24 protein-coding genes, 4 pseudogenes and 2 other annotated features are annotated in these 18,477 nt (G+C 53.1%); of the genes and pseudogenes, 14 read left to right on the top strand and 14 right to left on the bottom strand.

Going from position 1 to position 18,477, the window contains the following annotated elements; all coding sequences use genetic code 11:
- The first annotated feature begins 96 nt into the window (after positions 1 to 96).
- Positions 97 to 819 (top strand): dihydroxy-acid dehydratase, encoded by a 723-nt coding sequence (locus JVX88_RS36055; RefSeq protein ID WP_317134586.1) that lies wholly within the window; start codon positions 97 to 99, stop codon positions 817 to 819.
- Positions 820 to 1,013: 194 nt separating this feature from the next.
- Here JVX88_RS36055 and JVX88_RS36050 read toward each other — a convergent pair whose 3' ends face one another.
- From JVX88_RS36050 to JVX88_RS36035, 4 genes are all read right to left on the bottom strand, one after another.
- Entirely contained in the window at positions 1,014 to 1,637 is a 624-nt protein-coding gene (locus JVX88_RS36050) for a hypothetical protein (RefSeq protein ID WP_211623869.1), read from the bottom strand.
- A gap of 227 nt (positions 1,638 to 1,864) precedes the next feature.
- Positions 1,865 to 2,338 carry an NAD(P)-binding protein gene (locus JVX88_RS36045; RefSeq protein WP_211623867.1) on the bottom strand — a complete coding sequence of 158 codons (474 nt, stop codon included), beginning with the start codon at positions 2,336 to 2,338 and terminating at the stop codon, positions 1,865 to 1,867.
- 60 nt (positions 2,339 to 2,398) lie between these two features.
- Entirely contained in the window at positions 2,399 to 2,725 is a 327-nt protein-coding gene (locus tag JVX88_RS36040; protein ID WP_211623865.1) for a four helix bundle protein, read from the bottom strand.
- 42 nt (positions 2,726 to 2,767) lie between these two features.
- Positions 2,768 to 2,968 (bottom strand): hypothetical protein, encoded by a 201-nt coding sequence (locus JVX88_RS36035; RefSeq protein WP_211623864.1) that lies wholly within the window; start codon positions 2,966 to 2,968, stop codon positions 2,768 to 2,770.
- Positions 2,969 to 3,657: 689 nt separating this feature from the next.
- On the opposite strand from JVX88_RS36035, the pseudogene JVX88_RS40185 reads away from it, so the two are divergent.
- The 8 genes and pseudogenes from JVX88_RS40185 to JVX88_RS41575 form a co-directional block, all read left to right on the top strand.
- Positions 3,658 to 4,137, top strand: a pseudogene (locus tag JVX88_RS40185) (uracil-DNA glycosylase); the annotation flags it as partial.
- Between the two features lie 43 nt (positions 4,138 to 4,180).
- Positions 4,181 to 5,383: an ABC transporter ATP-binding protein gene (locus JVX88_RS36025; protein WP_317134585.1), complete on the top strand. Its 1,203-nt coding sequence runs from the start codon at positions 4,181 to 4,183 to the stop codon at positions 5,381 to 5,383.
- A complete protein-coding gene (locus JVX88_RS36020) occupies positions 5,338 to 6,369 on the top strand; it encodes a hypothetical protein (protein WP_211623859.1) in 1,032 nt (343 codons plus the stop codon). The genes JVX88_RS36025 and JVX88_RS36020 overlap by 46 nt, the downstream gene beginning before the upstream one ends.
- A 456-nt stretch (positions 6,370 to 6,825) precedes the next feature.
- Complete coding sequence (locus JVX88_RS36015; RefSeq protein WP_211623857.1) at positions 6,826 to 6,999, top strand: hypothetical protein; 174 nt, start codon at positions 6,826 to 6,828, stop codon at positions 6,997 to 6,999.
- Positions 7,000 to 7,210: 211 nt separating this feature from the next.
- Positions 7,211 to 7,477, top strand: a pseudogene (locus JVX88_RS36010) (ferrochelatase); the annotation flags it as partial.
- 8 nt (positions 7,478 to 7,485) lie between these two features.
- A complete protein-coding gene (locus tag JVX88_RS36005) occupies positions 7,486 to 7,746 on the top strand; it encodes a hypothetical protein (protein WP_263975423.1) in 261 nt (86 codons plus the stop codon).
- A 29-nt stretch (positions 7,747 to 7,775) separates the two neighbouring features.
- A complete protein-coding gene (locus JVX88_RS36000; RefSeq protein ID WP_211623853.1) occupies positions 7,776 to 8,327 on the top strand; it encodes a Uma2 family endonuclease in 552 nt (183 codons plus the stop codon).
- A gap of 1 nt (position 8,328) precedes the next feature.
- Positions 8,329 to 8,610, top strand: a complete 282-nt coding sequence (locus JVX88_RS41575; protein ID WP_211623851.1) for an urease accessory protein UreF — start codon at positions 8,329 to 8,331, stop codon at positions 8,608 to 8,610.
- On the opposite strand, the gene JVX88_RS35990 is transcribed toward JVX88_RS41575, so the two are convergent.
- From JVX88_RS35990 to JVX88_RS35980, 3 genes and pseudogenes are all read right to left on the bottom strand, one after another.
- Positions 8,561 to 8,884, bottom strand: a complete 324-nt coding sequence (locus JVX88_RS35990; RefSeq protein ID WP_211623849.1) for a hypothetical protein — start codon at positions 8,882 to 8,884, stop codon at positions 8,561 to 8,563. The genes JVX88_RS41575 and JVX88_RS35990 overlap by 50 nt on opposite strands.
- A gap of 116 nt (positions 8,885 to 9,000) precedes the next feature.
- Positions 9,001 to 9,429 carry a F0F1 ATP synthase subunit B' gene (locus tag JVX88_RS35985; RefSeq protein ID WP_211623847.1) on the bottom strand — a complete coding sequence of 143 codons (429 nt, stop codon included), beginning with the start codon at positions 9,427 to 9,429 and terminating at the stop codon, positions 9,001 to 9,003.
- Positions 9,430 to 9,627: 198 nt separating this feature from the next.
- Positions 9,628 to 9,696, bottom strand: a pseudogene (locus tag JVX88_RS35980) (ATP F0F1 synthase subunit C); the annotation flags it as partial.
- 248 nt (positions 9,697 to 9,944) lie between these two features.
- Between JVX88_RS35980 and JVX88_RS35975 the strand changes: the two are divergent.
- Positions 9,945 to 10,493 (top strand): hypothetical protein, encoded by a 549-nt coding sequence (locus tag JVX88_RS35975; RefSeq protein WP_211623845.1) that lies wholly within the window; start codon positions 9,945 to 9,947, stop codon positions 10,491 to 10,493.
- A 20-nt stretch (positions 10,494 to 10,513) separates the two neighbouring features.
- Here the strand turns inward: JVX88_RS35975 and JVX88_RS35970 are convergent, their stop codons facing one another.
- Positions 10,514 to 10,834, bottom strand: coding sequence for a hypothetical protein (locus JVX88_RS35970; protein ID WP_211623843.1), 321 nt, complete (start codon positions 10,832 to 10,834; stop codon positions 10,514 to 10,516).
- 36 nt (positions 10,835 to 10,870) lie between these two features.
- Here JVX88_RS35970 and JVX88_RS35965 point away from each other — a divergent pair, with 36 nt between their 5' ends.
- Positions 10,871 to 11,077 (top strand): hypothetical protein, encoded by a 207-nt coding sequence (locus JVX88_RS35965; protein WP_211623840.1) that lies wholly within the window; start codon positions 10,871 to 10,873, stop codon positions 11,075 to 11,077.
- Between the two features lie 79 nt (positions 11,078 to 11,156).
- On the opposite strand, the gene JVX88_RS35960 is transcribed toward JVX88_RS35965, so the two are convergent.
- A complete protein-coding gene (locus JVX88_RS35960; RefSeq protein WP_211623838.1) occupies positions 11,157 to 11,915 on the bottom strand; it encodes a hypothetical protein in 759 nt (252 codons plus the stop codon).
- Positions 11,866 to 12,402 carry a serine dehydratase beta chain gene (locus tag JVX88_RS35955; RefSeq protein ID WP_211623836.1) on the bottom strand — a complete coding sequence of 179 codons (537 nt, stop codon included), beginning with the start codon at positions 12,400 to 12,402 and terminating at the stop codon, positions 11,866 to 11,868. The genes JVX88_RS35960 and JVX88_RS35955 overlap by 50 nt, the downstream gene beginning before the upstream one ends.
- Between JVX88_RS35955 and JVX88_RS35950 the strand changes: the two genes are divergently transcribed.
- Complete coding sequence (locus tag JVX88_RS35950) at positions 12,401 to 13,051, top strand: ATP-binding protein (RefSeq protein WP_317134584.1); 651 nt, start codon at positions 12,401 to 12,403, stop codon at positions 13,049 to 13,051. The genes JVX88_RS35955 and JVX88_RS35950 overlap by 2 nt on opposite strands.
- Positions 13,038 to 13,641: a sequence feature (23S ribosomal RNA rRNA prediction is too short), on the bottom strand. Its footprint overlaps the gene before it by 14 nt.
- 13 nt (positions 13,642 to 13,654) lie before the next feature.
- Positions 13,655 to 13,996, bottom strand: a sequence feature (23S ribosomal RNA rRNA prediction is too short).
- A gap of 48 nt (positions 13,997 to 14,044) precedes the next feature.
- Here the strand turns inward: JVX88_RS35950 and JVX88_RS35945 are convergent.
- A complete protein-coding gene (locus tag JVX88_RS35945; protein WP_410503748.1) occupies positions 14,045 to 14,404 on the bottom strand; it encodes a hypothetical protein in 360 nt (119 codons plus the stop codon).
- Between the two features lie 311 nt (positions 14,405 to 14,715).
- The gene (locus JVX88_RS43735) at positions 14,716 to 15,531 is read right to left on the bottom strand and encodes a phosphatase PAP2 family protein (RefSeq protein ID WP_317134583.1); all 816 of its coding nucleotides are present in this window, start codon (positions 15,529 to 15,531) and stop codon (positions 14,716 to 14,718) included.
- On the opposite strand from JVX88_RS43735, the gene JVX88_RS35940 reads away from it, so the two are divergent.
- Both JVX88_RS35940 and JVX88_RS35935 read left to right on the top strand, forming a co-directional pair.
- Positions 15,445 to 16,260: an amidohydrolase family protein gene (locus JVX88_RS35940; protein ID WP_317134582.1), complete on the top strand. Its 816-nt coding sequence runs from the start codon at positions 15,445 to 15,447 to the stop codon at positions 16,258 to 16,260. The two genes, JVX88_RS43735 and JVX88_RS35940, sit on opposite strands and share 87 nt — an antisense overlap.
- A gap of 176 nt (positions 16,261 to 16,436) precedes the next feature.
- Positions 16,437 to 17,429: pseudogene (locus JVX88_RS35935) on the top strand (ABC transporter substrate-binding protein); the annotation flags it as partial.
- On the opposite strand, the gene folE reads toward JVX88_RS35935, so the two are convergent.
- Together folE and JVX88_RS43730 are read right to left on the bottom strand one after the other, a co-directional pair.
- Positions 17,368 to 18,060, bottom strand: coding sequence for a GTP cyclohydrolase I FolE (folE, locus tag JVX88_RS35930; protein WP_225931298.1), 693 nt, complete (start codon positions 18,058 to 18,060; stop codon positions 17,368 to 17,370). The pseudogene JVX88_RS35935 and the gene folE overlap by 62 nt on opposite strands.
- Before the next feature lie 93 nt (positions 18,061 to 18,153).
- Entirely contained in the window at positions 18,154 to 18,387 is a 234-nt protein-coding gene (locus JVX88_RS43730) for a GTP-binding protein (protein WP_317134688.1), read from the bottom strand.
- Positions 18,388 to 18,477 lie beyond the last annotated feature (90 nt).

The following is an 18,477-nucleotide window of genomic DNA, read 5'->3' as shown; positions in this document are numbered from 1 at the left end:
TTTTGCCAACTGGCCCAAATCTCTAATTAAACTTTGGGTCGGCAGACATCACAGCAATCGGTTCAGTTTAGTTAGAGATCACAGAGAGGAAGCGCAATGCCAGAGAATCTAAGGAGCCGGACGATCACCCAGGGGGTGCAGCGATCGCCAAATCGGGCCATGCTGCGAGCGGTTGGTTTTAAGGATGAGGACTTTTCTAAGCCAATTGTTGGGGTTGCCAGTGCCCACAGTACGATTACTCCTTGCAACATGGGCATTGCTCCCTTAGCGGCAAAGGCCGAAGCCGGAATTCGGGCCGCAGGCGGAATGCCTCAGGTATTTGGCACAATCACGGTGAGTGACGGCATCTCGATGGGCACCGAAGGCATGAAGTATTCTTTGGTGTCTCGCGATGTGATTGCCGACTCGATTGAAACGGCCTGTAATGCCCAGAGCATGGATGGAGTGCTGGCAATCGGCGGCTGCGACAAAAACATGCCCGGAGCCATGATTGCCATGGCGCGCATGAATATTCCGGCAATTTTTGTCTACGGCGGCACGATCAAACCCGGTCATCTCGAAGGCGAGGACTTGACGGTCGTCAGTTCGTTTGAGGCCGTGGGGCAATACAGCGCCGGGCGGATCGACGAAGTACGGCTGCTGGCAGTTGAGCGTAATGCCTGTCCGGGAGCGGGTTCCTGCGGCGGCATGTACACGGCTAACACCATGTCGTCTGCCTTCGAGGCGATGGGCATGAGTTTGATGTATTCCTCAACCATGTCGGCTGAAGATGCCGAAAAGGCGATTAACACCGAGATTGCTGGCAAAACCCTGAGCTAGGGAAAACGCCATTTCAATCACATTGTCGGACAGGTCAGCCTTTGGATTAGCGTTAGATTCGGAGGTGGCGTCTGGCAGATCCGCCGGAGCGTCAGCCGATGCCTCAGCGGGTGAATTTAAACTCGATAGGTCATGTCCCCAATAGCCCCACAGACCGAAAAAGATCAGTGAGCCTAAAAATGCTAGCCTCAGCCTCATGGGTTTACCTCCTGAACCATTGTTTTTTCAGGTTTAGTCGCGGCAATTAGCTTGATGGGCAAAATCGCAGCTGTCATCAAAGCCAACGGCAAATAAACCAACAGGTTTTCTTCAGCTCGATGCATAAATTCCTGCAGGAAGAAGTACCAGAAAAACAGCATGCCAGTGCCGTGGAGGCTGTTCCAAAGCCAAGGTGAAATCCGGCGACGGATAATTCGGAAAGAGGTCACGGTCATCGCCACCAAGAAACCGTAGCAAATAATCGATAGAATTAGCTCCAACCCCTCAATATGTGGCTCTTGCGTCATGATGATCAAGGTTGTAAAGCCAAGAGCATGGTAGAGATAAACAATGGCAAACGCCAAACCCAGGTATTTTCGATTGGCCAACAGCCAGTAAGCTTTGCGGGACGGAATCAGCTTATACAAACTGCCGCTTAAACTCAGCATGAGAAACAGCGGAAAAGAAACGCGGCCCGTGGCTCGAATGGTTAGCAAAACACCAGTTTCCGTTAAACCATGAGCAAATAGCAGTAATAGCATCATTGTTGCTACGCTAATTGACGTTAGCGTCACAATTTCCCAGGTTCTGAACCGACCCCAACGCATAAGTTGCAGCATAACTTTCACTTGGCACTCATTATTTAGCTCTGGTTTTATCCAGCGTCCGATCTCTCTGCGTGAATAGATGCACTGATGGGACTATCCAGCAAATCACTTTAAATGGTTGAAGCATCAGAAATTAGCGTCAAACCACATAAGCTTGCCTTACATTCCAAACTCTGATTTTTCATCTATAAAGTCTTCAAAGGCAGCTCACGTAGAATATCGCTAGCATATTCCGGAGATCAACTCTTACAATTACGAATTGATGTCTCTATCCACCCTAATAAACATTCAACTTCTACGGCCAGCGACATCTCATCGATCAATTCGATCAGATCCGAATTCTCGCGAAACGGTACCGGCAGATAATGTGCTCCCCACGGATGCCCGACAGGTTGTGCCTCGCCAGATCGTGATGTCCCGCCTGTTTCTTTTTCAAGCTCGAATATCGCCAGATCATTCTGACCACCGCGTTTTAGTTTCCACGCCGCTGACAAACCCGCAACGCCGCCGCCAATGATCGCGATATTCAAGTTCTGCCATTTATCCGCCGCGACCTCAAAACCTCGCCCCTCTCGCAAAATATGCCCCAATTCCCAATTGGCTCCGACGATCTCTCCCTCAGGAAACTTCTGTGCGCGTTGATCCCGACACGCCGCCAACGCGATCGGCGTGCCGAGGAAAGTTGCTAATAGCTCTCGACGAGTCAGATTCATTGGGAACAACTGATAACAGACAACTAATAGATGATAATCACTCGTTTCGTCTTAAGGTCTTTAGGGATGAACGAACAATTTTTTGAGCTCAATGCAATCATCGATCATCGACGCCGCATGCGACTCGGTGAGATATCCCGATTTTTCTAACAATCGCAACACAAAGTGAGTCTTGAAAGCTTCTTTGTTTGCGAGAGAAAGTTTTTGTATAAAATCTTTCCGGTCCTCGCCTTGTTGTGATTCCTCTACAAACAAACCAATATTCGTCCCGGCATCCAGGATCTTTCTTGCTAGTACATATTTTTGTTTTTCTTTATTCGAATATTCGCTGAGTTTCACAACCCGTAAGGCAAAGTTGAATGATTTGTCTAAGAGAATGTTGTTCATGATTATCAGCTTTCAGTTGTTCGTTTTGAGTTGTACCGAACCTTACTCAAACCTCCGCCATTCGCTTTCGTAGTAGCGGACGAGGGCTTGGTTGTCCAGGCGGTTTATCTCGATGTCGTCGGATGGCGGGGTCATATCGGACGGAAAATCGAACATCGCCGCGAGCGTATTTCTATTGAGATATCGGAACTCGATGCCGTCAGATAAATTTGACGGCGTGTCAAAAGGTTCGAGTTTTGCCAAGGCATATCCCCAAACGCCAAAGCTCGGAACCGTCGTCTGAAACGGTTTGACCTTGTAACCCGCGGACAGAAGGGTCAGTCATGTAGGAGCCGAAGCGATGGGAAAGATGGAAAAAACCAGTAACTGAATTAACTCTCCATCTTAATCATTGGGTTGAAGTTGAGCACAAATTCTGTAAAAACTTTCCTACCTTACCCTTAACTCAAGTGCCAGTACCAGGAATAAACCCTATGTAGAGTGATCAGGATCACAAGAAGACCGTGATTTAAATCGCCATCTTCAACCTAGTGACCTAGCATACTTAAGAAGACTCAACTCTAGCCGAGTCATCAACAGGGAACACACGACTTGCCGACAGGGTCCTTTTTGGAAACTGTCGGTTTTTTGTTGCAAGCATCATAAATCACCCACATGGGCGGAACATCCGAGACAACACCGAACCTCGCCTTTTCTATTTATAGCTATAAAGAGATTGAGTGATATTCGGGTTATTCTTAAGGTTCGGTTCTGTTTGGTTCTGTCTTGAAGTAGTTGGCACAAATTTTGTTGAAATAGTCTAATATACATGCCTTAATGGCGATGCCGCGCTGGATCGCGAAGATCTAGATTGTGGTAGCTGTTTATTGCCTTACTCTTAACCTGTAACTGTACATTAACTGCACACTGTAACTGCTTGCCCAGAACGACTCATGGCTACAGAAGACGACCAAATGGAGCTGTTCAGCGCGATTGCGGTCAATCCAAAACCTGCCGCAGCCCTTGATCCAAATTTCGATCCAGAGTTAATTCCCACCAGCGCCAAAGTGCCTGTTCTCCCTGGAACCTATGGATCAATGGAAGAAATGTCGCTGCATTGCAACCGCTGCCACCGCTGCGACCTAGGGGCCACCCGCACTTATGCCGTAGTGGGGCGAGGCAACCCTCAAGCACCGATTTTGATTGTGGGAGAAGGACCAGGCCAGAACGAGGATGAAACTGGATTACCCTTTGTCGGCAAAGCCGGACAATTGCTCGACAAGATTTTAGAGTCGGTAAAGCTGACCGAGGCGGACGTTTTTATCTGCAACATTGTAAAGTGTCGCCCTCCTGGTAACCGTACTCCTACGCAGGATGAGATGGATGCTTGCCGTCCCTATCTGTTGGAGCAGATTCGCATGGTTGATCCGCAGATCATCAGGCTCTGCCCATCTGCTCGTTTAGTTCTTCATCGGTATGACCAGTGTATCTCCGCCGCGTCCGGTGTCTCAATCGTCCCGCTCAACCGATTTGCGGCTGTTCCGAATTCTTTTGCCCTATGCAAAGCGCCATATTCGCTTGCTGTTGATAGCTCTGCTGCTGCTGATCCCTTTAGCGCTAGCCGGAGCAATGCAGCCGATCATTATTGGACAGGCGGTAGCGTTGGCGAAACAAGAGCCAGTGATGGGGTTCTTGCAGGGTCGCTCGCTGGTGGAGGGCGCACAGCTTTTAATTTGGTTACTGGTGTTAACGCTAGTAGTGCAGTTGGCGTTGAGTGGTGTTCAAGGTTATTTAATTCAGAAAGTAGGTCAGCGAATTACCGCCGATATTCGCAATGATTTGTTTTACCATGTCACATCTTTGGCAACGCGCTTCTTTGATCGCACGCCGGTCGGTCGCTTGATCACTCGCCTGACTAGTGATGTCGATGCATTGGGCGATGTCTTTTCTACGGGCGCGATTGGGGTAATTGGCGATCTGCTGACGATGCTGGTGATTATTGTCGTGATGTTTAGCTTGCAATGGCAGTTGGCGCTATTGTTGCTGGTGCTGCTGCTGCCGGTGACGGGGTTGATTATCTATTTTCAGCAACAGTACCGAGCGGCTAACTATCGCTCGCGTGAAGAACTGTCTACGCTGAACTCGACTTTGCAAGAAAATATTGTCGGCATTAATGTGGTGCAGCTATTTCGGCGGGAGCGGTTCAACTCGGAGCTGTTCCGGCAAATCAACTTGCGCTATATCAAAGAAGTCGATCGAACTATTTTCTTTGACTCGGCGGTTTCAGCCACACTGGAGTGGATTGCCTTGGCGGCGATTGCCGGAGTGCTGTGGCTCGGGAGCCTGCTAGTGCAGGGCGAAGCGCTGGAATTTGGTCTGCTGACTTCATTTATTCTGTTTGCTCAGCGTTTGTTTGATCCGCTGCGTCAGTTTGCCGAACGCTTTACGGCGATTCAGGCTGGATTAACGGCCCTAGAGCGGGTGAGTGATATTTTGAGTGAGCCGATTGAGATTCGTGATCCGGAGCGAGTGGGAGAGGGGGGAGCAGAGAGATCCTGGGACTCGAAGACAACATCATCCGTTATCGGGACGGAAGCTTCGGGAAGGCATACAGCTTCGAACCGGCAAATACTTTGTATGACGACGGCCGTATCACCGAACAGCGGATCGAGGATCTGAAAACGATCCTCAAGTTCGAGAAACCGCCAAACACAGTCATCCAGTTTCGTTTTCAAAATGCGGTCGATGACGGCAGGGTGCTAAAGGATCACCTCCGCACAAGAAACAGTGAACGAAGCGACCCCATAGCCTGCGTGCTCCAGGCCACAAATCTATCTCTTTACGAGGAAGCGATCCGCTCCGGACAAGTAATGCGGCAGACCGCGACGGTGTGGATACGCGTGCCTGTAAGAGACAAGGCAGACAACAGTTTATTGAGCGGCGCGTTTCCTTCAATTATTCGCTCGGTTCGCGCAAACGGCCTTCTCCGGTTTTTGCGAGATCCCATAGTGAAGGCTAGGAATTCCTGCGACGAGGGTCTGATATCACGAGAACTCAAAACCGAAAAAGAGTGCCGGGTAAAAGCGTCGCGGGTGTTCCAGTCGTTCGAAGTAAACTTCCCGAAACAGCTGACCCTGCGCGAGATGCAGGCGGACGAGCTGTTTGCGAGCATATTTACGAGCCACCGCAGAGAGTCTTCTTCAGTGCCAATACTTCCTGATCGAGGACGAGTTGATATAAGGAGATACATTGCCAGCACGCGTATCGAAAGCGGCAGCGAGTTGTTTGTACGGCATAACGGAACGCCCACAAGCCTGGTGAGCCTCAAGAGTCTCCCGAACGGTTTCGTAACCGCAGATGTGATGCGGTATCTCACCGCCACACGCAATATTTGTTTTCCGCATGAGATCGTGGTCGATCTGATGACCACGGAGAAGCATGCCGCCAAAAAGGATCTTCAAAAACGTATTGACCGGATCGAAGGCAGCCGCAACACATGGCTTGGATTTCGGAACCTCAAGAAAGATGCCGTTGTCATCAAGGGCGATCTTGAGAACCTTCTCGAACAGGTAGAAGCGGACAACGAAGAGATCTGCCGACTTCGGATGAATGTCATCGTGTTTGCCGACAGGTCGAAAGGAGCAAAGGAAGCCCACCGCCAATAGATCGCTTCTGGCAGACTGAGGTGGGGACGAGCTTGGGCAATCTCTTCTAGTTTGCGCAGATAAGGGGCGTAGGCCGCATCCCAAGTCGTTTGGCGTGATGCTGCTTGGGCAAAGCCGGAACCATCTTGCAGGAAACTTTGCTGAAAGGCCACGAGTTTTTCGGCCAAATCCATCTGATGCAGACGGCCTCCGGCAACAGGTAAATACTGCTGCCAGTCAAAGCAGTTCTGAATCAACTGGGCCGCAATCACTTTGGCTTCCTGTTCGGCTTGCTTCAGGCCAGCGGCAGTGGCTGGTAAGTTGAGGCTGATGCGCTGCTGATGGGGCCGTAGCCGATCACTCCCCGGTCGAGGCGGTAGCGTACCCCGCAGATTTAGCTTTTGCCCGCGTCGTTCGACCTGGAGGCCAAGTTGGGCAACCTTTAAGCGGTGATTCACCTTGGCAATCTGGTCGTCAATGCTGGTTGCGGTAGTTGAGCTGGAAGTAGGTTGGCCAGGGGATTTAGGCATGTCGATTCGCTTAGACGGATCGCTTTTTATTCAGACGCTCGAAAGCCGGTTGGCGGGAAAGAGAAACCTGGTAGCCCAGGAGACGATCATAAAAATTGCTTTTGCAATCAGTTCATCCTAAGAATGGATTCAAGAATTGATATTAAGGCAGAGTAAAAGAATTGCGCCTTTCTAATTTTTGAGCGAAGAAGCACACGCAGCAAAAGCTTCAGAAGAAGGCATGCATTTTAGTGTGAATTTCAGTAAAGTGAAATCTGAGACAAACGCTGAAACAGGCGGAGTTTATTGTTAAAATCGGTAACAAATATTAAGGGCAAGGAACTGGAATTACTATGGGTCGTGTTGGCGTCTTATTACTCAACCTGGGTGGACCAGACCAGCTTGAAGATGTTCGCCCTTTTCTCTTCAATTTATTTTCTGACCCAGAGATCATTCGGCTGCCCTTTGCCTGGCTGCAAAAGCCGCTGGCTTGGCTAATTTCTACCAGTCGTGCCAAGAAATCGCAGGAGAATTATAAGCTGATTGGCGGTGGTTCACCCCTGCGTCGGATTACCGAAGAGCAAGCTCAAGCCCTCCAGGCAGTTCTACGCGAACGGGGCGCTGTTTGGTGCGGGTAATTGCCAAACCGGAACTCGTGCTGGTGGTAACCGCCAAAACGCCGCTTGATTTGCTTAGAGCCGCCTATCATTTAGGAAATCGCCATGTGCCGCTGGAGGTGACCGAAACCTATCTGCGGCTCTCACCCGATCCGGTGCTGCAATCGATGCTAGAACAAATGGGACTCCAGGTCGCGCCCGCAATTCTGCCCTTTGAGCCGGAAAGTGGCGCTTATGGGCAAGGTTCTCAGCATCACCATACCCATTCCTAGCCGAGTTGAGTTTGATTGGAGGACGCGCTATGGCATTCACAATGGCCAAGTGGACGATCGCTGACTACCACCAGATGATCGCTGTCGGACTGTTGCAGGACCGGCGGGTCGAATTGTTAGCAGGAAACATTGTCGAGATGGCACCGGAAGGCGAACCTCATGCCTACTATAGTGACGAAGCGGCAGAGTACTTGATCTACCTGCTGGGCGAGCGGGCGAAAGTTCGGCAAGGTAAACCCATTACCCTCTGGCAAAATCAATCGGAACCACAGCCCGGTATCGCCATCGTCCAACGCTTGGGAGCAGACTATCTAGACCATCATCCCTATCCAGAGAATATTTTTTGGCTGATTGAATACTCCGACTCTAGTTTGAGCAAGGATTTGGAGACCAAAGCCAAAATTTATGCAGCAGCTGGCATCCTGGAATATTGGGTAATCAATTTGCGAGCGATGCAACTCATCGTATTTCGTACTCCAACTCCGGCAGGCTATCTCTCGCAACAGGTTTGGACTCCGGCTCAGATTTGTCCACTCGCGTTTCCAGATATCACCATTTCCGTTAACCGCCTACTGGGATGAAATGAATACGGCTTCTTTACTTTCCCTGCTTCAGCTCGTCAGTCCGGCCTTGCCGGTAGGAGCCTATACCTACTCAGAAGGCATCGAAACGCTGGTGCAGTCCCAAGCGATGCAAACCGCCGCTCAACTCGAACAGTGGCTGATACAGGAATTACGCTATGGGGCGATTCGGGTTGAAGCCGCCGTGCTGGTGCGAGCCTATGATGCAGCGCTGCATTCCGATCTCGACCGTCTCAACGAGTGGAACCAATGGCTGTCTGGCTCGCTTCCGCATTGGCCTTGATGCGCTGGGCTTCGGTTTGAGCCTGGGCCAACTTCCGTTGCTGTTCAGCCAAGGCTGCCGCGGCTTCTTTCACCCGACCTTCGGCTTCCTGAATCGCCTGCTCGATCTGCGAGCGACGGTCCGCCAGAATTTTGCCTAAAATATTGCGTCCAAAGTAAACCAACACGCCAATCACAATCGCTAGGTTGATGATGTTGGTTTCTAAAATATTGAAGTTTAATCCAAAACCCCCTTCATGGGCAGCTTCGGCGGTTAGTAATATCAGCGTCCCCATAGGTATCGTCTACTGTAGATAGTTGTTGAGCAAACCCGTCAGCTCGTTGATGGTGGTTCTGGCAGGGCAAAAGCAGTTGGTTAAATGCAGTTCGTTGAACTCAATCCCTGAACCGCTTAGCCCACAGATGCTCCCAAAACCTTGTCGAGAATTTGCCGACTGAGCGCATCCACCTGCTGTTCCAGCGCCTGCATCGCTTCTGCTTTCTGCTGATCTAGCTCTTGCTGGGCTTGCTCCCGTCGAGCCTGGGCTTCCTGCTGGGCTTCTGCTAACCGTTGGGCCGCAATTTTCTGCGCTTCTTCCTCGGCGCTAGCAACCAATGCCTGGGCTTCCCGGCGCGAGGCTGCGAGTTCTTCTTCGTATTGCTGGATCAAACGCTGGGCTTTTGCCAGCCGCTCTTGGGCATCGACTTGATTCGAGCGAATGTAGCTATCGCGCTCATCCAACGTTTTCATCAACGGCTTGAAGAATAGCCGGTTCAGCAGCACCATTAGGATGAGAAACTGAATCGCCATCAAGGGTAAGGTGGCGTCAAAATCAAACATGTTCGGTCTCCGCAGAAGGAACGTTATGCAGGTTGCTGTAGGGTTACGGCCTGGCCGTAGGACAGTAAGCGCTGTGCGTCACAAATCAGACATGCCGAGCAGTTGCTATCAGCCAGTCTCTAGATGGCTAAACGAAATGACTAGACGAACGAGCCGATTTAACCATCGAGCCGACTGCTGATAGCGAGCTGGACTTGCTTAGGCGAAGGGGTTAGCAAACAGAAGCACCAGCGCGATTACCAGTCCATAGATGGTCAAAGATTCCATGACGCATACCGGGCGGCAAACTACATTTGATTGTGGGTTTAGGAGCAGACCAATATTCCGCTGAAATGAGCGATCAATTAGCCAAGATTTGATCAGATTAGTTTTGTAACCAGTTAATTCAATTTAATTCAATCTCAAATGCTAGAAATTGGTGCAGATCTATGCTGCGCCTTTTTGTTGGGCATGTCAGCTAACGACAATTTGCAATAAATCTGTAATAATCACTTCTATTGATTGCGAGATTCAAAATGCTGTTTTCTAATTATTCAACCGATACCTCTTTTAGCCAATCGTTCAAGCAAGCGGCCAATCGTAGTCTAGCTTGGCAAAATTCCCACTTCAATTCGCACAACCGCTCGGAAGGCGGGTCCGCTTCGCAACTAGGACAGCTGCGCAGCAGCACCAATCGGTCAGATAAAAATCAGTCAGATAATCGGTTTGCCACAGCCCGCAGTTTAGGCATCTATAGGGGTGGCAAACTGGATCTAAAAATTAACGATACGCTGGGCAAAAAAGACCGGGTAGACATCTACGCTCTCACTGTACCGAGTGGAGTGACGCTACCCAGCGGTGGTTATTCATTCAAAGTCGATCGAGGCACGATCCGCTACTCGTTATTTGGTGCGGTACCGGCACTGGGCATCAAACCCCAGTTTGCTGGCAGTCGGGTGTTTAAAGGCAGCGATAGACTGCGGACGGTTGGATTCGAGAATCCCTATGCCGAGAATCTAGTCGTCTACATTCGGTTTGATCGACCCAGCAGAGATACCAAATACAGGTTCCGCTTGTTTTCGTGACCGAATCGCAGCTGCGAGATTTATTGCACTGCTCTGGCCTTATCGCCGACTTGGAATCCAGTGCCGCTGATAATTCGTCCCACACCAGACCGGGCATCCACTTCCGTCAGTTCAATCTGGCCAATCGGCGTGGTGACACGGCGCAGCACTTCGCCGGTTTCTGGATCGGTGACTTCGCGGTCTACCCGCTCGATAGACAGCCTCATGCCCGTGCGGAAGCCATCTTGGGAGCCTTTGTTGATGATCACAGTATTGCCGGAAATATCGGCTACAGTGGCATCGATGACCGGCGTGACTTGGGGCAGAGCCGCTAGTTCGCTGAGCAGCTCATCTATGGTCATGCCGAAGGCGGGGGGGATGATCGGCTGAAACTGCGGTTGCTATGGTCCCAGCTCAAACGCTCCGATAGTGAAGGCGCTTTAAAAGAGCGATGGGCAATCTTACAAGCCAAAACCCTACTGGAATCGAATCGAGTTGCCTATGATGCGCTGGTTACAGCAATGACTCAGCGAGTGCCGGTTGAAGCCTGTAAACAACTGATTGAGCAGCACCGAGCAACTGACACGAACGACGTTAAAAGCTGAAAATGTGAGAGGGTAGGATCGCATTCATCCCCCCTCTCAGACATCAGACTAGATCACTAGATTTTTCACGGTCATTAGCCTATCGGTTTCTGCCTGGGTCGTCAACCTCAGAATTGCCTGGAACGTTAGGGCTACCAGAGGGTGTTTCGCTGGGACCGGGATAGGTTTCGCCAGGTACAACGCTTGGTCCGGTTTGATTCATGTCATCGCTCTGATCCATTTCATTCGTATCGCTGGTGTCATTCAGCGCGTCCCGCTCAGGAGTAGGGGAAAGACGCCGATTGCCTGGATCATCAACATTGGAATTACCCGGAACGCTGGGGCTGCCGGAAGGAGTTTCGCTGGGGCCAGGGTAGGTTTCACCCGGAACGACGCTTGGTCCTTGGGTGGAGCCATCTGTCCGATTCGATTCGTTCAAGGCTTCGCGACGGACCGGATTGCTAGATTCAGAGGCATCGGTTTCAGTGGCTTCGTTGGGGTCGTCATAGGTGGAAGTGCCTGGGACGCTGGGGCTGCCAGAAGGAGTTTCACTCGGACCGGGAACACCCTCACCAACGGTGCTAGGTCCTCTCTCAGAAGATTCAGGGGAATTCATATCAGAACCGCGCTGTATCGGCCTGTTGCTTTGATCCACGCTAGGATTGCCGTAGGCCGGATCGGTGGTGGCAGTACCAGCACTGGGGGCCGGAGATGAAGGAGAGTCAGCCTCAGCACCGGGTCGGACATCATAGCGAATGGTAGATTGAGCTAGAGCAGGCAGACTAACCAATGCCGCAACTGCACTGGCACTAATAAAGCCGATTGCTTTCGTGATCAATGAATTTTGGCGAATGTTCATGATTTTGGCGCTTCAACTGCGCCTCGCTCGCCACGAATCCGCCGCCAGTGGAGTAGTAGGTGCGGACCAGCAGCGGCGCGCCGGAGACATCGCTGGCCGTCAGCTTCATGCCGTTGGGGTGCAGCGCCGGGATGACATGCCCGGCCAGGTCGATGTCGCGTGCGATGTCGAAGGGAATCTCGTGCTGCCCGCCGAGCCGAAGCGTCTTGTCGGCGTCTATATCGGACAGCGCCTTACCAGCGTCGTCAGGATCGGTCGTTTCCGGGTCGTAACCCGCCAGGCCCAGCACGCTCGCATCGACCGTGCCGTGCCCGACGCCAGTCAGCGCGAGCGAGCCTTGCAACTCCACCGCGACCCGCGCCACCCGCTCCAGCACGCCCCGCTTCGCCAGCGCGCGCACGAACATCGCCCCGATCCGCATCGGCCCGACCGTGTGCGAGGACGACGGGCCGATCCCGATCCGGAAGATGTCGAGGACGGAAAGCATGGGCGATGCGATGCGCCGGTACGCGGCCTTGCGTCAAGTGGTTGCAGGTGAAACTTTCCCGCCGTTCGGCAATGGGGAAAACGGGGCCGAAATCTTTGGCTTTGCCCCCGCGCGCGCCTATATAATCGGTATGGACGAGAACACTCCCGACGACCTTGGTGCACAGGGCGCGAAAACCCCCATTTCCGGCGAATATGGCGCCGATTCGATCAAGGTCCTCAAGGGCCTCGACGCGGTGCGCAAGCGCCCCGGCATGTACATCGGCGATACCGACGACGGATCGGGCCTCCACCACATGGTATTCGAGGTCAGCGACAACGCCATCGACGAGGCGCTGGCGGGCCACTGCGACCTGGTCCTGATCGAGCTGAACCCCGATGGCTCGGTTTCGGTCGAGGATAACGGGCGCGGTATTCCGGTCGATATGCACGCCGAGGAAGGCGTTTCGGCGGCCGAGGTCATCATGACCCAGCTCCACGCCGGCGGGAAATTCGAGAACACCAGCGACGACAACGCCTACAAGGTCTCGGGCGGGCTCCACGGCGTCGGCGTCTCGGTGGTCAATGCGCTCAGCGAGTGGCTGGAACTGACTATCTGGCGCGACGGCAAGGAGCACTGGATGCGCTTCGAGGACGCCCACGGCAGATAGGGACCAAACTGTCTCGCGACGTTCTGAACCCAGCTCACGTACCACTTTAATTGGCGAACAGCCAAACCCTTGGGACCTGCTCCAGCCCCAGGATGTGATGAGCCGACATCGAGGTGCCAAACGATTCCGTCGATATGAGCTCTTGGGAATCATCAGCCTGTTATCCCCGGCGTACCTTTTATCCGTTGAGCGATGGCCCTTCCACGAGGGACCACCGGATCACTATGACCGACTTTCGTCTCTGCTCGACCTGTCGGTCTCGCAGTCAGGCAGGCTTATGCCATTGCACTCTAACAGCCGGTTTCCAACCGGCCTGAGCCTACCATCGCGCGCCTCCGTTACTCTTTAGGAGGCGACCGCCCCAGTCAAACTACCCGCCACAGAGGGTCCCTACACCGGCTAACGGTGCGAGGTTAGATATCAGAAAACAGCAGGGTGGTATTTCACCTATGGCTCCACGACAGCTGGCGCCGTCGCTTCAAAGCCTCCCACCTATGCTACACAACTCTTTCCTAATACCACTCTGAAGCTGCAGTAAAGGTGCACGGGGTCTTTCCGTCTAACCGCGGGTACTCCGCATCTTCACGGAGAATTCAATTTCGCTGAGCATATCCTGGAGACAGTGGGGAAGTCGTTACGCCATTCGTGCAGGTCGGAACTTACCCGACAAGGAATTTCGCTACCTTAGGACCGTTATAGTTACGGCCGCCGTTTACTCGGGCTTCAATTCGGAGCTTGCACTCCTCCTCTTAACCTTCGAGCACCGGGCAGGCGTCACACCCTATACGTCGTCTTGAAGCCGACTTAGCAGAGTGCTGTGTTTTTGCTAAACAGTCGCTACCCCCTGGCCTGTGCCCCCCACCAGTGCTTGCGCATAGATGGGGCCTCCTTCTTCCGAAGGTACGGAGGCAATTTGCCGAGTTCCTTCAGGATACTTCTCTCAAGCGCCTTGGTATACTCTACCTGACCACCTGTGTCGGTTTCGGGTACGGTCTATACGGAGAGGCTATTTCCTGGAACCACTTCACCGCCCGACCAATCCAATAAGGTCGAACAATTTACGCGATCCGTCACACATCTCCAGGCCCACGAATAGTCCGGGCGCTTGTGCCAGAGGGGATGGTTGAGGTCGTAGTAGAGGTTGAGGTCTGAGGCGGTGAAGCACTGATTGCGACTGTATTGGCTGAGGTAGAGGGTGCGGCTCAGCAATTGGGGCTGAAGGTCATGAAATTCGTCTGGCAAGCCGGGTTCCTCTGGGTCTTCGCTAGGCAAATCGTACATGCTGGGCAAGGTTTCCCTCGGTGATCGAGGTGGATCGGTTTGGGGAATCCAGGGGCGCGCAGGAGGAAGCATCGTGTTCTTAACGGTTCTGGCTTATTTCTGGCTTATTTCTGGCTTATGGGGCGTAGCTGCTTATGCAGTGTATCTATAAGATAGCCTATAGATAGGCTACAGATAATCTATTCTACTCTAGATTCAGATGCCTGAAACCCAGCTCTTTCATCTCAGAGCATAGATAATTTTCGTATTATCACAACACTTGATGCTCATTTTCTATTACATATAAAATATCCAATTAATCATATATCTATTTGACTTTTAATAACGCACCTACTACTTCCAGCGACTTGTTCATTCCTTAAGATATAGCCTTCTACATACTCTTACTCACCTCCGCCTCCTGCCTCCTGATTCCTTCCACCTCTATCGCTCAGTGCTAAAGCTGATCTTGAAATTGCAGTTGACGATAGGGGTTTGACAATCAAACACACACCAACGGCCCACGCAATCGACAACAGCCAGCCAGCTACGATATCACTGGGATAATGCACACCCAAATACAGCCGTGTCCAGGCAATCGAGACCACAAAGCCACCGCCCAGCAGCCAAACCCAGATTCGCCAGCTTGTGTTCCAGGTTAAAACAATCAGCGCTGCTACAAACCCCATACTCGCCATTGCATGGCCGCTCGGAAACGAAAATTCTGGCACTGGTGGATAGTCCCACAAACTAGGGCGAACTCGATGCAGCCACAGCTTTGCGACCCGGTTAATCAAAACACAGCCTAGTAGAGCGATCAACCAATAGGTGAGGAAGCGCCAGCGACGGGCGTAGAGGAAGCCAATTCCAATCAGCACAGAGGCTGGAAACACACCCCATTTGGTGCCTACATTGGTCCAACCAGCGGCAATCCGGTCGAGGATGGGTACCAGGAGGTCGGAATTCGAGCCTTTGTCGCACCCCTGATTCAGGATGAAGCCTTTACTGCCGGACTGCCAGACCGAGACGAGACGAACCACGAGGACTATTTTCGCAGCACCCAGGCCACGCTTGACCTGGTAGAGGCCAGCGTCGAGCAGTTTCACCGCCCCGATGAGCGAATCAACATCCTGGTGGCTCCGACCGGCATTCAGTTGTGCTCCGATGCCCTGTTTACTGGCTGCATTGAGCTGAGCGACCGCTATAACCTCTGCCGCCACGCCCATCTGCTGGAAACCAAAGCACAGCAATTAGTGGCCCAGGAAAAATACGGCTGCTCTGGAGTCGAGCATCTAAAGCGGCTTGGCTTCCTCGGTCCTCGTACCTCCTTGGCTCATTGCGTTTGGCTAGAGGATGCCGATATCGCAATTCTGGCCGAAACCCAATCGACGGTGGTGCACAATCCCCTCAGCAACTTGCGGCTGGGCAGCGGGATTGCCCCACTTCTGAAGTACCGGCAGGCAGGGGTGAATGTGGCCTTTGGCTGTGATGGTTCGGCTAGTAACGACTCACAGGATCTGCTGGAAGCAATCAAAATTGGCTCAATTCTGCACAACATCACCGATTTTGACTACCGCCACTGGATCACGCCTCGCCAAGCGGTGGAAATGGCCTCGCTGGGCGGAGCCATCGGCCTCAACCGGGCTGATGAATTAGGAACCTTAACGGTAGGGAAAAAGGCCGATCTGGTGCTTTATGACTTGACCAGCCTGTCGCTGTTGCCCCGCACCGATCCGATTGGGCTGTTGATTTTGGGGCGACCGGCCCAAGCAGTAGATAGCGTCTGGGTGGATGGGCAGCAGGTTGTTGCCAATGGGGAGGTGACCACAATCGATGTGGTTCAGTTGAAGCAGGAACTGTTTGAGCGCAGTCAATGGCAAACTTCGCGCCATTCGCAGACCATGCAGGCTGTAGAACCCCGCTATCGAGACGTGATGGGCTTGGCTTGATGTAGGCAGCTGATCAAACAGGGGCGCTGTATATAAAAAAACCCCCGGCTTTGCACCGAGGGCGTCTCTGGAGTAAGGGTTACTGGCTTCATCTTGCCTAAGTCCCCCCCCTGACGCTGCTGCAGTGGAAGTATCTGGTCAGGCCGCTGGAGCTCGAGCCGCTCCTGCTCGCCCAGATGCCGACGGACACGATCAATCCCGACGGGACGCAGACGTGGCGATTCACGCTGAAGCGCGGGGTGCGCTTCCAGGACGACGCGTGCTTCCCTGAGGGCAAGGGCCGGGAGATGACGGCGGAGGACGTGTTCTACTCGTGGCGGCGTCTGGCCGACCCGCGGTACGAGTATGAGAACTGGTGGCTCTTTGCGGGGACGATCAAGGGCTTCGATGCGTACAAGGATGAGCAGGCGGAACTGGTTCGGCAGGGCAAGGCGTTCGATTACGCGGCCCCCGTCGAGGGCCTTCGGCTGATCAACTCCCATGAGTTCGAGGTGGTGCTCAACAAGCCGGTGTATCGGTTTCTCTATGTGCTGACGCAGTTCCAGACCGCGGTGGTGCCGCGTGAGGCGGTGGAACGTTATGGATCGGAGTTCTCGCGGCGTCCCGTGGGGACCGGCCCGTTCATGGTGAGGCCCGGCGACTGGCGTCAGGGCGAGCGGCTGGTGTTCACTCGGAATCCGAACTATCGCGAGGAGCTCTATCCGTCGGAGCTCCCGGCTGATCCGGACCTGGCGGCGCGGGACCGGCAGCTTGGCTTCGATCGCGACGCGGGCAAGCGCTTGCCGCTGCTGGATCGGATCGAGATCAGTTTCTACGTGCCCGACAATGCGATGTGGCTGGATTTCAAGGCCGGGAAGCTCGGGTTCGTGCAGGTGCCCGCCGAGTTTTACGAAGAGGCGTTCGTGCTGCGGACGCGTCGGCTCCGGCAGGAGTGGGCCGATCGTGGGTTCGTGTCGCACGAGGTGCCGCTGCTGGACTTTATCTTCCGCGGGTTCAACATGGAGGACCCGGTGGTGGGCGGGTACACGCCCGAGCGCAGGGCGCTGCGTCAGGCGATGAGCCTGGCGATCGATCTCGACGAGATGAACCGCAAGTTCTACAACGGGCTCAACACGGTCTACGACGGGCCGATCCCGCCGGGCCTCGACGGGCACCCCGAGAACGGCGAGGCGCCCGTGAGCTACCGCGGGCCGGACCTCGATCTGGCCCGCGAACTGCTCGCCAAGGAAACACGCCCTGCATTGAACTGGTTACTGTCCAGGAACCAGGCTTTTGTACTCCGCGCATCACCATACACATATGGGTGGCTTCCACCACCACTGCTACGCCTTGAGGTTTGAGTAAGCCCTGTAGGGCATCCGCAATCTGTTGGGTAAGGCGTTCCTGCACCTGCAAGCGACGGGCATACATCTCACAAATTCGAGCAATTTTGGATAACCCAATCACTTTGCCATTGGGAATATAGGCAACATGGGCACGGCCCAGAATGGGTAGAATGTGATGTTCGCAGGAGCTAAACAGATCGATGTCGCGCACCAACACCATTTCGTTGGCATCTTCGTGAAACACAGCTCCGTTGAGCAATTCATCCAGGGATTGCTGATAACCAGAGGTGAGAAACTTGAGCGCTTTGACGACTCGTTTGGGAGTATCGCGCAACCCTTCGCGATCGGGATCTTCACCCATCCCTAACAGGAGTGTGCGAACGGCTTGCTGCATTTCCGCTTCAGAGACGGGCGCTTTTGATTCTGTGATAACAGATTGCTTGCGGATATCATCCGGTGAAAAAGATAGGGTCATGAGTGAATTGAGGTTAGGTGGGCATCAGTCGTAGAAATAAAGGGGCATATTGCCCCGCTTCCAGCCGACAACTGAACGGCTGAAAAATTGCGATCAGGCAAGGCAATCCGTTAACCGCTGCCGCAGATGATCGGCATTCAGATTGCGCCCGATAAAGACAAGCTGATTTTTAGGAGAAGTCCGCCACGCTTCCCCTTTCAGGTCAAAGCGAGGACCGCTGAGTTGAAAAATATTGCGAAGGTCACTTTCTTTGAACCACAAAATTCCTTTGCCTCGAAACACCTCCTGGGGCAACTGTTCTTGCAGGAAGGTCTCAAACTTTTTCACGTCGAAGGGGCGATCGCTCTCAAAGGCGATCGATACAAACCCGTCACTATCCAGGTGATCGGAGTGGTGATGATGATGTTCATGAGAGTG

This window comes from Leptolyngbya sp. 7M, assembly GCF_018128485.1.
This window is presented reverse-complemented; position numbering and strand designations above follow the sequence as displayed.